The sequence below is a fragment of the Herbaspirillum sp. NPDC087042 genome, from assembly GCF_044745245.1.
Lineage (GTDB): Bacteria > Pseudomonadota > Gammaproteobacteria > Burkholderiales > Burkholderiaceae_D > Herbaspirillum.
This window is the reverse complement of sequence record NZ_JBIUZW010000001.1, coordinates 16,462-31,403: the sequence shown is the minus strand read 5'-3', so window position 1 is coordinate 31,403 and position 14,942 is coordinate 16,462. Positions and strand designations below refer to the sequence as shown.

The window sequence follows — 14,942 nt, the reverse complement described above, 5'->3', positions numbered from 1 at the left end:
TTTGAGAGCCTGGTGGATAATCAAGACGCAAAAAAGCCCGCAGTGACGCGGGCTTCCGGGTGATGCGATGCTTTCAGTTGCCTGGTATTGCCAGACCTGAAATCATTCCCACTCAATGGTCGCAGGCGGCTTACCCGAGATGTCATAGACAACCCGGTTCAAGCCACGCACTTCATTGATGATGCGATTGGATACGCGACCCAGCAGCTCGTGCGGCAGGTGCGCCCAGTGGGCCGTCATGAAGTCCTGGGTCTGCACCGCGCGCAGGGCCACCACGTACTCATAGGTACGGCCGTCGCCCATCACACCGACCGACTTCACCGGCAGGAACACGGCAAACGCCTGGCTGGTCTTGTCGTACCAGCTTTGACCATCTTCATCCTTGGTATTGCGCAGTTCCTCGATGAAGATCGCATCGGCACGACGCAGCAGGTCGGCGTATTCCTTCTTGACTTCACCCAGGATACGCACGCCCAGGCCAGGGCCCGGGAACGGGTGACGGTAGACCATCTCCGGTGGCAGGCCCAGGGCCACGCCCAGTTCGCGGACTTCGTCCTTGAACAGTTCGCGCAGCGGCTCCAGCAGCTTCAGGTTCAGGGTTTCCGGCAGGCCGCCGACGTTATGGTGGCTCTTGATGGTGTGGGCGGTCTTCTTGCCCTTGCCTGCACTCTCGATCACGTCCGGGTAGATCGTGCCCTGGGCCAGCCACTTGGCGCTGGTCAGCTTGCCCGATTCGGCCTGGAAGACTTCGACGAACTCGCGGCCGATGATCTTGCGCTTGGCTTCCGGATCGGTGACGCCAGCCAGGTGGCCCATGAACTGTGCGGTGGCGTCCACGTGGATCACCTTCACGCCCAGGTTCTTGGCGAACATCTCCATGACCATCTTGCCTTCGTCCAGGCGCAGCAGGCCGTGGTCGACGAACACGCAGGTCAGCTGGTCGCCGATGGCGCGGTGGATCAGGGCGGCAGCCACGCTGCTGTCCACACCACCCGACAGGCCCAGGATGACTTCGTCGCTGCCCACTTGCTGGCGGATCGATTCGACGGCTTCGGCGATGTAGTCGGGCATGTTCCAGTCCGACTGGCAGCCGCAGATCTCATGCACGAAGCGGCCCAGCATGGCCTTGCCCTGCACCGTGTGGGTGACTTCGGGGTGGAACTGCACGCCGTAGAAGCGACGCTCCTCGTCGGCCATGCCGGCGATGGGGCAGTTGCCGGTGGAGGCCATGAGCTTGAAGCCGGCGGGCATATCGTTGACCTTGTCGCCGTGGCTCATCCATACCTTCAGCATGCCGTGGCCTTGGGCGTTGGTGAAGTCGCTGATGTTGTCCAGCAGCTTGGTGTGGCCGTGGGCGCGCACTTCGGCGTAGCCGAATTCACGCAGGTGGCCGTTCTCGACCTTGCCGCCCAGTTGCTCGGCCATGGTCTGCATGCCGTAGCAGATGCCCAGCACCGGTACGCCCAGTTCGAACACCGCTTGCGGTGCGCGCGGGGTGTCGCCTTCGGTGACGCTGTTGGGGCCGCCGGAGAGGATGACGCCGGCTGCGCCGTAGTTGCGCACGAACTCGTCGGTCACGTCATGCGGGAACACCTCGGAAAACACACCGGCTTCGCGCACGCGGCGAGCGATGAGCTGGGTCACCTGGGAACCGAAGTCGAGGATCAGGATTTTCGAATGCGAATGCGTGGACATGGGCAATGGGTCTGGCTACGTTGAAAAATGGTCTTCTGAAAAGATCAACAGCCCGACAGCCTGGCGTGACGCCGGTGGACTGTCGGGCTGTGGCCGCACCGGATATTACTCGGCGCGGTAGTTCGGGGCTTCCTTGGTGATCTGCACGTCGTGGACATGCGATTCACGCATGCCGGCGGAGGTGATCTCGACAAATTCGGCGCGTTCGCGGAAGTCGTCGATGGTGCCGCAACCGCAGTAACCCATGGAGGAGCGCACGCCGCCCACCAGCTGGTACAGGATGGCGACCACCGAGCCCTTGTAGGCGACGCGGCCTTCGATGCCTTCCGGCACGAACTTGTCGGCGGTGTTGTCGCCGTCCTGGAAGTAGCGGTCAGCCGAACCATCGGCCATCGCGCCCAGGGAACCCATGCCACGGTAGGACTTGTAGCTGCGGCCCTGGTACAGGATCACTTCGCCCGGCGCTTCTTCGGTGCCGGCGAACATGCTGCCCATCATCACGGCCGAGGCGCCGGCGGCCAGCGCCTTGGCGACGTCGCCCGAGAAGCGGATACCGCCATCGGCGATCACCGGCACGCCAGTACCCTTCAGGGCTTCGGCCACGTTGGCGATGGCGGAGATCTGCGGCACGCCCACGCCGGCAACGATACGGGTGGTGCAGATGGAGCCAGGGCCGATACCGACCTTGACGGCGTCAGCGCCATGCTCGACCAGTGCCTTGGCAGCGGCGGCGGTAGCGATGTTGCCACCGATCACTTCGACGTGCGGGAACTTGGTCTTGACCCACTTGACGCGGTTGAGCACGCCAGCGGAGTGGCCGTGGGCGGTGTCGACCACGATCACGTCCACGCCGGCGGCGACCAGCAGCTCGATGCGTTCGTCATTGTCCGGACCCACGCCGACGGCCGCGCCCACGCGCAGCTTGCCGTGCTCGTCCTTGCAGGCGAAGGGGTGTTCGGTCGACTTCTCGATGTCCTTGACGGTGATCAGGCCACGCAGCTCGAAGGCGTCGTTGACGACCATCACGCGCTCCAGGCGGTGCTTGTTCATCAGGCGCTTGGCTTCTTCAGGGTCGGCACCGGAGCCGTTTTCCTTGACGTAGACCAGCTTGTCGCGCGGGGTCATCTTGGCGCGGACTTCGGCGTCCAGCTCTTCTTCGAAGCGCAGGTCGCGGTTGGTGATGATACCTACCAGTGCCTTGCCTTCGACCACCGGGAAGCCGGAAATGCCGTGCTGCTTGGACAGCGCGATCACGTCACGGATCTTCATGGTGGGGGGAATGGTGATCGGGTCACGGACCACGCCGGACTCGAAGCGCTTGACCTTGGAAACCTCGCGCGCCTGTTCCTTGGGCGTCAGGTTCTTGTGGATGATGCCGATGCCGCCCTCTTGCGCCATGGCAATAGCCAGGCGTGCCTCGGTCACGGTGTCCATCGCCGCCGAGACCAGCGGAATGTTCAACGAGATGTTGCGCGTCAGACGCGTAGACAGGGTGGTATCTTTGGGGAGGATGTCCGAGAAGGCCGGGACGAGCAGCACGTCATCGAATGTGAGTGCTTTCTGGAGAAGACGCATAGTGTTTCCTATAGGCGCAAAAGCGAATTATACAGAAAAGCCCAGCTTGCGTCTTGCTCTAGTTGCGTTTATCCCTCCAGGCGTGGCAAAGACGCTGGATTCATTGAAACTCCGCCAAGGGGACGGCCTCTCAGGCCGCCGACTGTTCCTTGTGGATGGCGCGGCGACGGCGCGACTGCTTGGGATCGGCGATCAGTGGCCGATAGATCTCGATGCGATCGCGGTCACGCAGGACGGTCTCCAGCGGCTTGACCTTGCCGAAGATGCCGACCTTGCACACCGACAAGTCGATGGCCGGCTGCTCGCGCGCCAGCCCGCTGGCGATGATGGCTTGCTGGAGGGTGCAGCCGGGAGCGACATCCAGGTCTTTCAGGATCTGCAGACCGGGCGCGGCGTAGCAGATCTGCACTTGCAAATGCGCTACTTCAACCATATATCTGCTCGGCGCGCTTGCAGAAGGAATCGACGAAGCTGTTGGCGATCATGCTGAAGACCGGGCCGATGACGCCCTCCAGGATGCGGCTGGAAAATTCGTATTCCATGTCGAACTCGATCTTGCAGGCATCCTCGCGCAGGGCCTTGAAGTGCCAGCGGCCCTCGAAATGCTTGAACGGCCCTTCCACCAGGCGCATGGTCATGCTGGTGGGACGCTCATTGCTGTTCTGGGTACTGAAGGATTGCCTCAGGCCGTGATAGCTGATCTTGATCTTGGCTGTCAGGCTATGCTCGCTGCGCTCGGCGACCTCGACGCCGCCGCACCAGGGCAGGAATTCAGGATAATCCTCGACCCGATCGACCAGGTTGAACATCTGCTCCGCGCTATAGTTGATCAGGACGGTTTTGTGTACGACTGCCATCGAGGGTGATCCGTTTGATAAAATCGCAAAGGCACAATTTTAACCGACGAGACGAATTTTTAATTAGATGAGCATTATTGATAACAAAAAGGCCTTTTTCGATTATTTCATCGAAGAGCGTTTCGAAGCAGGCCTCGTCTTGCAAGGTTGGGAAGTCAAGTCGATCCGGGCCGGCCGCGTGCAGCTCAAGGAAGCCTATGTGATCGTGCGCAACGGCGAGGTGTTCCTGTTCGGCTGCCACATCAGTGCGCTGACCAGCACCTCCACGCACGTCCATCCGGAAACCTTGCGTACCCGCAAGCTGCTGCTCAATGCCGCCGAGATCAGCAAGCTGATCGGCAAGGTGGAGCGTTCCGGCTATACGCTGGTGCCGCTGAACCTGCACTACAGCAAAGGCCGCGTCAAATGCGACATCGGCCTGGCCAAGGGCAAGAAGCAGCACGACAAGCGCGAGACCGAAAAGCAGCGCGACAGCCAGCGCGAGATCCAGGCGGCCATGAAGCAGCACCGCCGCTGACCGGCATTTCCCGACACGTTCCACCCCGACGGCTGCCGCGTGCAGCCGTTCTCACATCTGCGTGAACCGCGCGCGGCAGGCCGCCGCCATGGCCTGCACCACCGGCGCCCACTGGCCCCGCACCGGCTGGCGGAACAACTGCAGGGACCGATACCAGTCGCTGCGGCTGTCTTGCCGGCCCCAGCGCCACTCGCCCTCCAGCCGCAGTGGCAGCCAGGCGGGCCCGCCGAGTGCGCCGGCCAGGTGTACCACGGCAGTATCGACACTGATGACCAGGTCCAGCGCACATATCAGGGCGGCGGTATCGGCCCAGTCGGCCAGTTCCACGGCATGCAGCCGCTGGCCGAGGGCCGCATGGCTGGCCAGGTCGGATGCCGGAATTTCCTTCTGCAGGCTCACGAAGTCGGCCGGCAAGTCCAGCAACGGCGCCAGCTCGGCCAGCGGCAGGTCGCGACTATGGTGGATGGTGGCGTATTGCCGCCCTGCCCAGGCGATGCCGATGCGGGGCCGGCGTGCGGGCAGCATGGCATCCAGTTGCGCGCGCCAGGCCTGCACCCGCGACGCGTCCGTGCGCAGGTAAGGTGGCTGCGGGCCTTGACCGGGATCCGGCAGGTCCAGCAGCCAGGGCAGACTCATCAGTGAGGCATGCAGATCATGCGGCCCGGCCTGGGCGGCTGTGGTCACGCCATGGATCGTGGGAAAGGACTGCGCCAGCAACGGCAGCAGCGCCGCCGGGGCACACAGCGTCACCCGTGCAGCGTGCTGCACCACCACGGCGATGTAACGCGCGAACTGCAGGGTGTCGCCCTGCCCCTGCTCCGCCCAGAGCAGGACATGCTTGCCCTGCAAGGCATCGCCGGGCCGCCAGGGCGGGCTGTCGGCCTGTATCGACCGGCGCGCCAGGTCGGCGATCTGGAAGCGGGATTCATGCTCGACCCAGCCCTGGCCGAACTCGCCTTGCATCAACAGCAAATGCGCGCGGCCAACACGCGCCTGGGCAAAATCGGGTTGCAGCTGCAAGGCGCGCTCGAAGCTGGCCTGGGCCGCCTCGACCTGGCCCATGCGCCAGAGGATGTCGCCGCGGTTGAAGGCGTGCAGCGCGGCTGCGTCGCCGTCGGCCGGCTCCACGGCTGGATAGCAATCCAGCGCCTCTTCGTGCCGGTTCAGCCGCAACAGGATGTCGGCGCGCAAGGCCTGCGCAGCCAGCGCCGTGGGCGCCAGCGACAAGGCCAGGTCGGCCGGTGCCAGCGCTTGCTCGGGTTGATCCAGCTTGAAGAGGGTCAGCGCCAGGGTGTGGGCGATATCGGCTTGTTGTTGCGAACCCGGGCCGACGTCGTCCAGCTGCCTGCGACAGTGATCGGCCAGGCTGGCCAAGGCAAGACGATGCGCGCGGCGGGCGTCGTCGAAATCGGGGGCGATGTCCAGGCAAGCTTCGTAGGCCGCGACAGCGGCTTCCCAGCGCCCTTCCTGCTCGAACAGGTCGGCGCGCTGCATCTGCACCGGAAGGAATTGCTCGTCCAGCGCCAGCGCCTGGTCCAGCGCCGCGAGCGCCGCATCAGGCTGGCCGGCACCGCGCAAGGCGATGGCCTCGCACATCAGGCCCATCAATCGCGCCAGGATGGCGGGGTCGGAAATAGTCATGGCCGGCAGCTTAGCATGCTGACCGGCCATCTCCCACGCAGGGTCAATACCGGATCACCAGATCAGGCAGTCGTATTGACCAGGTTGCCGGTCGTGTTGCCATCGGCCAGCTTGCTTTGCAGGGCTTGCAGGAAGCTGCTCAGGGAGGTCGTGCTCGACGACGCACCCAGCGAGCTGAGCAGGCTGCTGAAGGACGATTGCAGTGCGCTGACCGAGCTGTCGGTGGAGCTCGACGTGGAACTGCTGGTGCCGCTGGAATCCGTACTGCTGGAGCTGCTGGAGAGTTCCGAGATCAGGCTCTTCAGGTCTGCCTCCAGTCGTCCACCGTGGTGATGCGGATGTCCGGCATGGGTATAGGAGCTTGGCGTGGTGGACGAGGCTGCCGAGGTCGAGCTGGTATCGTCGCTGTCATTGTCGTTGCTGGCGGTGGACGACGAGCTCGAGGACGACGAACTGGTCGCCGTTGTCGACGTTGCCGCCTGTGCGCCCTGCGCTTGCAGGGTCGCCATCAACTGCTGCAGGAAGGCATCCAGCTTCGAGTCGACGTTGCTGGTCGTGCTGGAATCGGACGACGTCAGCGAGGTCGTGCTGGTGGCGCTGGTGGACACCGAATCCAGCGACACGCCCAGCGAGGACAGCACATCCTTGAGGGCGCCGATCAGGCCGCCACCGCCATCGCCACCACCGCGTGGCGGCGGTGGCGGTGGCGGGAAGTCAAACTGGGAATTGGCGCTGGTCGTGCTGCTCAGGCCGGACAGGCCCGAGAGGTCGGCCAGCGTGAAATTGCTGGAAGAAATGCTGCTGATGGACATGATAGACCCCCTTGTTGTGAATGGCGCGGCGTAGTCGGGCTCCTGCTTTTTCAAGTATCGGATATCGCAGCATGTTAAGTTCGCTCCAGCGTGGTAAATCTTGGTAAATTTTTGTTGGAGTCGGCTACTGGCGCGGGTTTGCGGGGAGCAACACAGAAAATAATTACTTGCCAGAAATCTTCGGATGTGCTGCGCAACGAAGGACAACTTTGGCTTGAAATGTTCGCCCCGACGTGGGTAAATGAATGTAAAGATGCAAATGTAAAGATGGTCTGAAACACTTCTGCAAAACCTTTTACGGCATATTACCGACTGCCGACGCCCGGCGGCATGAATGCAGGGCAACCCGAGAATGGAATGCAGCAATGTCTAAAGTGCTTTTGATCGACGATGATGTCGAACTCGTCGATATGCTCAAGGAATACCTGGAGCAGGAAAAATTCGAAGTCAATGTCGCCTACGATGGTGAGGCAGGTGCCACCGAGGCGCTCACCGGCCAGTACGCGATTGCCGTGCTGGACGTGATGATGCCGCGCCTCAACGGGGTCGACACCCTGCGCCGCATCCGTGCCAAGAGCAGCATGCCGGTGGTGATGCTGACGGCCAAGGGCGACGACACCGACCGCATCATCGGCCTGGAGCTGGGTGCCGACGATTACGTCCCCAAGCCCTGCACGCCGCGCGAGATCGCCGCCCGCATCCGCGCCATCCTGCGCCGCGCCTCGGCCGAGAACAGCGAACAATCGCCCTATTCGCCGCTGGCGGTGGGCGCCCTGTCGATGTGGCCGGAACAACGCCGCGCCACCTGGAACAACAAGCCGCTGGAACTGACCAGCAGCGAATTCAACCTGCTCGAAGTGCTGGCACGCAATGCCGGCAAGCCGGTCAGCAAGCAGCACTTGTCCGAACAGGGCCTGGGTCGTCCGCTGGCGCGCTTCGACCGCAATATCGACGTCCACCTCTCCAGCATCCGCCAGAAGATCGCCGCACTGGGCAGCGACAAGAGTTGCATCCAGACCGTCTACCGACTGGGCTATCAGTTCATCAAGGAATAAAGTGGGTCGGTTATTCTGGAAGTTCTTCTTCTTCATCGCCATCGCCCAGATCACCGCCACCTTCGGTGTGGGCGTGCTGTTCTGGATCGAGAACCTGGAGCGGACCAACCGCTCCTCGGAAATCGACCTGAGCCCGCCGGCCTCGTTCATGATCCGCTCGGCCGCTGCCACCCTGCAATTCGGCGGCACCGAGGCCTTGCGCAGCCTCATCAACGAGGGCCGTCCGCATCGCCTGCAATTGTATGCGGTCGATGAAGAAAACAAGGACCTCATGGGGCGCGACGTTCCGCCCAAGCTGGTGGAGGAAGCCCGTCACGTGCTGGCCACCGAGAGCGAGCGCCGGGTGGTCGAACTGGTCAAGGCCGCCAATGGCCACAGTTACCTGATGTTCATCCCCGCCCCCAACGACGAATTCGGGCCGCCCCCGGGTCCAGGCGGACCGGGGGGACGGGAACCCCGCCACATGCGTGAGCGTGGTCCGCAGCCCCTGTTCTTCCCGACCATGCCCATTGTCGTGGCCATGGTCGCCAGTCTGGTGTTCGCCTTGCTGCTGGCCTGGTATTTTTCCTATCCTATCCGTCACCTCAAGAACGCCTTCAACCAGGCCGCCAACGGCAACCTGGACCTGGAACTGGAACCGGTGATGAGCTCACGCAGCGACGAGCTGGCCGACCTCGGCCGCGACTTCGATGCCATGACCACCAAGCTGCGCACGCTCATGGAGAGCCAGCGCCGCCTGCTGCACGACGTGTCGCACGAGCTGCGCTCGCCGATCGCCCGCCTGCAGATGGCCATCGGCCTGGCGCGGGTGCAGGACAAGGACAAGCTGGACCTGACCCTGGAACGCATCGAACGCGAAAGCGTGCGCATGGACAAGCTGGTGGGCGAGCTGCTGACGCTCTCGCGCCTGGAAGCCAATGTCCCCGGCTCGATGGAAGAACCCATCGCCATCCAGCCCATGCTGGGGGAGATGACCAGCGACGCCAGCTTCGAGGCCGAGACCCTGGGCAAACGCATCGAAAGCCATATCGATTGCCGGGTCCAGATCAAGGGCAATCCTGAGCTGCTCTACCGTGCCATCGAGAACGTGCTGCGCAATGCCATCAAGCACACCGCGCCTGATACCACGGTGCAGATCGTGGCCCAGATCGACGAGATCAACAAGATGCTGCACCTGTCCATCCTCGATCGCGGGCCGGGCGTCCCGGAGGAGGAGATGAACAGCATCTTCGAACTGTTCTTCCGCAGCAGTCGCACCAAGAGCAACAGTGCCGGTCATGGCCTGGGCCTGTCGATCGCCAGGCGCATCGTGGAAGCCCACCAGGGCTTCATCCGGGCGGCCAATCGCAAGGATGGGGGCTTGCGGGTGGACATCACCCTGCCCTTCATGGCCGATGAACCGGCCAAGGGTGCCACGCTGGAAAGCTGACCCCACGCGGCAGGACGTCACCTCCGGGCTGGCTCCTTCCAGACAAAAGCCCCGTGCAGCATTGCGCTGCACGGGGCTTTTGATTTTCCCAGCCACCCAGAGGTCATGGCGGCAAGAGCAGGATTACTGCTCGCCCGCGCTCTCTCCGGTCGCGATGATGGCCCCCATCAGGCCGCGCTGCACGGCCACCTGGAAGGCCTGCAATTCGCTCACGCCTTGCTCCGGCGGATAGGGAATCGGCAAGCGATTGAACAACACCGCCCACGACCAGCCATCAGCGCGCGACTGCAGGTAGGCATAGGTGCCGGTGGTCAGGGCACCGCTGTGCGACAGGATCTCCACGCCACCCACGCGGGTGACCACCCAGCCCAGGCCGTAGTTGTTACCCGTCATGGCCAGCTTGTGCTCCTTCATCAAGGCCACCGTGGCGGGCTTGAGCAAGGCGGGCGCGCCGCGGCCCTGGGCGGCATCGGCCAGGCGTACCAGGTCTGCGGCCGTGCTGATCCAGCCAGCCGTCGCATCCATGCTGGCAAAATGCAGCCCGGCGTAGGATTCGGGGCCCTTGCTGCCGCTGCCATCCTGGCTGGTCACGGCCGGCCAGCGCGGATCGTCGTAGTAGACCGTTTCATTGGCGGCGCGCTGCAGGCGGGCATCGCCGGCGATGAGCGCGTCCTCGATGCCTGCGGGCTGCAGCACCAGCTCCTGCACTGCTTGCGCGTAGGGCTCGCCGGACTTGTGCTCGATGATGCGTCCCAGCACGTTGTAGGCGACATTGCTGTAGAAGAACTCGGTGCCGGGCGCGGCATCCAGCATACGCTGCTTCACCATGTAGGCGATCACGTCGCGCGCCGAGGCCGGGGCCGCCACCTTCTGTACCTTGGCGATATTGACCAGGTCGTATTGCGGATCGTAGTCGTCACCGCCCCAGCCACTGGTGTGCTGCAGCAGGTCGCGCAGGCTGATCCTGAGTACGCGCTGGTCGAGCGGCTGGGCAAGCTCGGGATAGGCCGCGTCAGGCAACAGGCCCTCGGGGCCGAAGACCTTGCGATCCAGCGCCTGCGGCAATTCGTCCTCGAACAGCTTCAGCACGGCCACGGCCGTCACGACCTTGGAGACGCTGCCGATACGCATGCGCGTGGCGGGCGTGACCGGCGTGTTCGATTCGGTCACGGCCATGCCGTAACCACGCTGGTACAGCAGCTTGCCCTGGTAGGCGATGGCGATGCTGGCGCCGGGGATCGGGTACTGGCCCAGCAACTGCGCCATCCGGGCATCCACCCGTGCGGCCAGCGCCGCCGCATCGGGCATCTCCTGGGCGCTGGCGGGTCTGGTGACCAGCAGGCCGGTCGTGGCCAGCAGCGCCGTGGTACGTGCGAGCGTGGAAAGGAAAAAACGACGGGAAAAAGACAAGTGCATCCCCTATTTCTGTTGCTTGACCACTTGCAGGGCCGTGGCGATCAGTCCCCCCATGTCCGACAGGTTGGCCGGCACAATGATGGAATTATTGGTCTTGGCCAGCTTGCCGAAGGCGTCCACGTACTGCTCGGCTACCTTCAGGTTGACGGCATCGGTACCACCCGGCTGCTGGATGGCAGCGGCGGTCTTGCGGATCGCCTCGGCACTGGCTTCGGCAATCGCCAGGATGGCGGCTGCCTGGCCCTGGGCACGATTGATCGAGGCCTGCTTCTCACCTTCGGAGCGGGCAATGGCGGCTTCACGTTCGCCGGTGGCGATGTTGATCTGCTCCTGCTTGCGGCCTTCGGAGGCGGCGATCAGGGCGCGCTTCTCGCGCTCGGCGGTGATCTGCGCCTGCATGGCATGCAGGATTTCCTTGGGGGGTGTCAGATCCTTGATTTCATAGCGCAACACCTTCACGCCCCAGTTCTCGGCCGATTCATCGATGGCGCTGACGATGGCGGTGTTGATGTGATCGCGTTCCTCGAAGGTCTTGTCCAGCTCCATCTTGCCGATCACCGAGCGCAGCGTGGTCTGCGCCAGCTGGGTGATGGCCGCGATGTAGTTCGACGAGCCGTAGGAGGCGCGCATGGGATCGGTGATCTGGAAATACAGGATGCCGTCGACCTGCAGCTGCGTGTTGTCCTTGGTGATGCAGACCTGGGGTGGCACATCCAGCGGGATTTCCTTGAGGATGTGCTTGTAGGCCACGCGATCGATGAAGGGCACCACGATGTTCAGGCCCGGCGCCAGCGTGGCGTGGTACTTGCCCAGGCGCTCCACTACCCAGGCGTGCTGCTGCGGGACCACCTTGACCGTCTGCACGACGAAGACGATGGCGAGGAAGAAAATGACCAGGGTAACGCTGCCCAGCATGGGATTCTCCTTGGAACGATGAAGAGGGATAGTGACAGAGGGATAGTGATTCAGCGCGGCGCCACGAACAGGCGACTGCCGCGTATCTCGCGGATGACATGGCTGCCCGGCAAGGGGTGATGGCCAGGCAGCAGCTCCACGTCCCACTGCGCGCCACGGTAAGGCACGCGCGCGGTATGGCGCTCGCCCTGTTCCTGCCAGGCCGCTACATCGACGGTGTGGCCGATATCGAGGATGAGATTGGGATCGTCATTGGCACTGCCCTGGCGCAGCCGGCCGAAGCGGCTGCGCCGCAAGCCCAGTACCGCCGCCACGCCGACCACGGCAGCCACCAGCAGCTGCCATTCCAGCAGCGCACCGCTCCATGCCGCCGCGCCACCGGCCACCAGGCCCAGCGCGATCATGAGCAGGTAGAAGGTGCCGGTGAACAGTTCGGCCGCCAGCAATACGCCGGCCAGTACCAGCCAGATGGCCCAATCCGTCATGAGTGATCCCCAAAAAAAATGCCTGCATCGTCTTCAGTATCGATGACAGGCGCCCATAAGTCTAACCCAGCTTGCCGGCGCAAAAACAAGGGCGCGGACATTTCTGCCCGCGCCCTCGTCATCCAGCCAGTCCAGCGGCTAGTACTTGCTGCCGCGATGAATTACTTCTTGGCCAGGTGCTGCCAGGTATCGATCACCGTGTCCGGGTTCAGCGAGATGGATTCGATGCCCTGCTCCATCAGCCATTCGGCGAAGTCCGGGTGGTCCGAAGGACCCTGACCGCAGATGCCGACGTACTTGCCCTTTTCACGGCAGGTAGCGATGACCTTGGACAGCAATGCCTGCAGCGCCGGATCGCGTTCGTCGAAGTCGGCAGCCAGCAGTTCCATGCCGGAATCGCGGTCCAGGCCCAGGGTCAGCTGGGTCAGGTCGTTGGAACCGATGGAGAAGCCATCGAAGTGCTCCAGGAACTGCTCGGCCAGGATGGCGTTGGACGGCACTTCGCACATCATGATGACGCGCAGGCCGTTCTCGCCACGCTTCAGACCATACTTGCCCAGCAGGCCGATGACCTTCTCGGCCTGGCCCAGGGTACGCACGAAGGGCACCATCACCTCGACGTTGGTCAGGCCCATGTCTTCACGCACACGCTTCATGGCCTGGCATTCCATCTGGAAGGCTTCGGCGAAGTCGTGGGCCAGGTAGCGCGCGGCGCCACGGAAGCCCAGCATCGGGTTTTCTTCGTCCGGCTCGTAGCGCGAACCGCCGATCAGCTTCTTGTACTCGTTGGACTTGAAGTCCGACAGGCGCACGATCACCGGCTTGGGCCAGAAGGCCGCAGCGATGGTGGCGATGCCTTCGGCCAGCTTGTCGACGTAGAAGGCCTTGGGCGAGGCGTGACCACGGGCCACCGATTCCACGGCCTTCTTCAGGTCGGCGTCGATGTTCGGGTATTCCAGGATCGCCTTGGGGTGCACACCGATGTTGTTGTTGATGATGAATTCCAGACGCGCCAGGCCCACACCGCCATTGGGGATCGACTGGAAGTCGAAGGCCAGCTGCGGGTTGCCCACGTTCATCATCACCTTCAGCGGGATCGGCGGCAGTTCGCCACGGGCCACTTCGGTCACTTCGGTTTCCAGCAGGCCGTCGTAGATCTTGCCTTCGTCGCCTTCGGCGCAGGAGACCGTCACCAGGGTGCCATCCTTCAACACGTCGGTGGCGTCGCCGCAACCGACCACGGCCGGCACACCCAGTTCACGGGCGATGATGGCCGCGTGGCAGGTACGACCGCCACGGTTGGTGACGATGGCCGAGGCACGCTTCATCACCGGTTCCCAGTTGGGGTCGGTCATGTCGGCCACCAGCACGTCGCCGGGCTGCACGCGTTCCATTTCGGCCGGGTCGCTGATGACGCGCACCGGACCGGCGCCGATCTTCTGGCCGATCGCACGGCCAGTGGCCAGCACGGTGCCGGAGCTCTTCAGCTTGAAGCGCTGCTGGGCGTCGGTGGCCTTCTGCTGCGACTTCACGGTTTCCGGACGGGCCTGCAGGATGTACAGCTTGCCGTCACGACCGTCCTTACCCCATTCGATATCCATCGGACGCTGGTAGTGCTTCTCGATGATGGTGGCGTACTTGGCCAGTTCCACCACTTCGGCGTCGGTCAGGGAATAACGGTTGCGCAGTTCCACCGGCACATCCACGGTCTTGACCGAGCGGCCAGCCTTGGCTTCACCGGTGAATTCCATCTTGATCAGCTTGGAACCCAGGTTGCGGCGGATCACCGGCTGCTTGCCCAGTTCCAGCATGGGCTTGTGGACGTAGTATTCGTCCGGGTTGACGGCGCCCTGCACCACGGTCTCGCCCAGGCCATAGCTGGAAGTGATGAAGACCACATCCTTGAAGCCCGATTCGGTATCGATGGTGAACATCACGCCGGCCGCACCGACGTCGGAGCGGACCATGCGTTGCACGCCGGCCGACAGCGCCACTTCAGCGTGGGTGAAGCCCTTGTGGACGCGATACGAGATGGCGCGGTCGTTGTAGAGCGAAGCGAAGACGTGCTTCATCGCTTCGAGCACGTTGTCGATGCCGACCACGTTCAGGAAGGTCTCCTGCTGACCGGCAAAGGATGCGTCGGGCAGGTCTTCGGCGGTCGCGGACGAACGCACGGCAAACGACATCTCGGCGGTCGAATCGGCCACCAGCTTGTCGTAGAAGGCACGGATCTCCTGATCCAGGCGCGGCTGGAATGGCGTGTCGATGATCCATTGACGGATCTCGGCGCCGGCCTGGGCCAGCGAACGCACGTCATCGATATCCAGACCTTCCAGGCGCGTGGCGATGCGGGCGGCCAGGGTCGGGCCACCGTCGGCACTGTGCTCCAGGAAGTCGCGGAAAGCTTGCGCAGTCGTGGCGAAACCGCCCGGCACGCGGACACCGGCGCCGGCCAACTGGGAAATCATTTCACCCAGCGATGCGTTTTTGCCACCGACGGACTCGACGTCCGTCATGCGAAGAGTTTCAAAGGAGGCTACGTATA

General features: G+C 63.4%; 13 protein-coding genes. 3 read left to right on the top strand and 10 right to left on the bottom strand.

Features of this window, described 5'->3' with window-relative positions:
* Positions 1-102: 102 nt before the first annotated feature.
* The 4 genes from guaA to ACIPHN_RS00135 all read right to left on the bottom strand — a co-directional run bounded on the left by guaA (position 103) and on the right by ACIPHN_RS00135 (position 4,127).
* Positions 103-1,695 carry a glutamine-hydrolyzing GMP synthase gene (gene guaA, locus ACIPHN_RS00150; protein ID WP_400430999.1) on the bottom strand — a complete coding sequence of 531 codons (1,593 nt, stop codon included), beginning with the start codon at positions 1,693-1,695 and terminating at the stop codon, positions 103-105.
* 105 nt (positions 1,696-1,800) lie between these two features.
* Complete coding sequence (gene guaB, locus ACIPHN_RS00145) at positions 1,801-3,270, bottom strand: IMP dehydrogenase (protein ID WP_400430996.1); 1,470 nt, start codon at positions 3,268-3,270, stop codon at positions 1,801-1,803.
* 130 nt (positions 3,271-3,400) lie between these two features.
* Positions 3,401-3,703 carry an RnfH family protein gene (locus ACIPHN_RS00140; RefSeq protein WP_400430993.1) on the bottom strand — a complete coding sequence of 101 codons (303 nt, stop codon included), beginning with the start codon at positions 3,701-3,703 and terminating at the stop codon, positions 3,401-3,403.
* Positions 3,696-4,127, bottom strand: a complete 432-nt coding sequence (locus ACIPHN_RS00135) for a type II toxin-antitoxin system RatA family toxin (protein WP_400430990.1) — start codon at positions 4,125-4,127, stop codon at positions 3,696-3,698. The genes ACIPHN_RS00140 and ACIPHN_RS00135 overlap by 8 nt, the downstream gene beginning before the upstream one ends.
* Positions 4,128-4,194: 67 nt before the next feature.
* On the opposite strand from ACIPHN_RS00135, the gene smpB reads away from it, so the two are divergent.
* Positions 4,195-4,644, top strand: a complete 450-nt coding sequence (gene smpB, locus ACIPHN_RS00130; RefSeq protein WP_400430987.1) for an SsrA-binding protein SmpB — start codon at positions 4,195-4,197, stop codon at positions 4,642-4,644.
* A 51-nt stretch (positions 4,645-4,695) separates the two neighbouring features.
* Here the strand turns inward: smpB and ACIPHN_RS00125 are convergent, their stop codons facing one another.
* The gene (locus ACIPHN_RS00125) at positions 4,696-6,285 is read right to left on the bottom strand and encodes a tetratricopeptide repeat protein (protein WP_400430984.1); all 1,590 of its coding nucleotides are present in this window, start codon (positions 6,283-6,285) and stop codon (positions 4,696-4,698) included.
* Positions 6,286-6,347: 62 nt separating this feature from the next.
* On the bottom strand, positions 6,348-7,097 hold the full coding sequence (locus ACIPHN_RS00120; protein WP_400430981.1) for a hypothetical protein: 750 nt from the start codon (positions 7,095-7,097) through the stop codon (positions 6,348-6,350).
* A 365-nt stretch (positions 7,098-7,462) separates the two neighbouring features.
* Here ACIPHN_RS00120 and ACIPHN_RS00115 point away from each other — a divergent pair, with 365 nt between their 5' ends.
* Together ACIPHN_RS00115 and ACIPHN_RS00110 are read left to right on the top strand one after the other, a co-directional pair.
* Positions 7,463-8,152 carry a response regulator gene (locus ACIPHN_RS00115; protein WP_400430978.1) on the top strand — a complete coding sequence of 230 codons (690 nt, stop codon included), beginning with the start codon at positions 7,463-7,465 and terminating at the stop codon, positions 8,150-8,152.
* Between the two features lies 1 nt (position 8,153).
* Positions 8,154-9,581: an ATP-binding protein gene (locus tag ACIPHN_RS00110; protein WP_400430975.1), complete on the top strand. Its 1,428-nt coding sequence runs from the start codon at positions 8,154-8,156 to the stop codon at positions 9,579-9,581.
* 123 nt (positions 9,582-9,704) lie between these two features.
* Here the strand turns inward: ACIPHN_RS00110 and ACIPHN_RS00105 are convergent, their stop codons facing one another.
* From ACIPHN_RS00105 to ppsA, 4 genes are all read right to left on the bottom strand, one after another.
* The gene (locus ACIPHN_RS00105) at positions 9,705-10,991 is read right to left on the bottom strand and encodes a serine hydrolase domain-containing protein (RefSeq protein WP_400430972.1); all 1,287 of its coding nucleotides are present in this window, start codon (positions 10,989-10,991) and stop codon (positions 9,705-9,707) included.
* A gap of 9 nt (positions 10,992-11,000) precedes the next feature.
* Positions 11,001-11,912 (bottom strand): SPFH domain-containing protein, encoded by a 912-nt coding sequence (locus tag ACIPHN_RS00100; RefSeq protein ID WP_198982123.1) that lies wholly within the window; start codon positions 11,910-11,912, stop codon positions 11,001-11,003.
* Between the two features lie 50 nt (positions 11,913-11,962).
* A complete protein-coding gene (locus tag ACIPHN_RS00095; protein WP_400430968.1) occupies positions 11,963-12,397 on the bottom strand; it encodes an NfeD family protein in 435 nt (144 codons plus the stop codon).
* A gap of 161 nt (positions 12,398-12,558) precedes the next feature.
* Positions 12,559-14,913, bottom strand: a complete 2,355-nt coding sequence (gene ppsA / locus ACIPHN_RS00090; protein WP_400430965.1) for a phosphoenolpyruvate synthase — start codon at positions 14,911-14,913, stop codon at positions 12,559-12,561.
* Between the last annotated feature and the right edge of the window lie 29 nt (positions 14,914-14,942).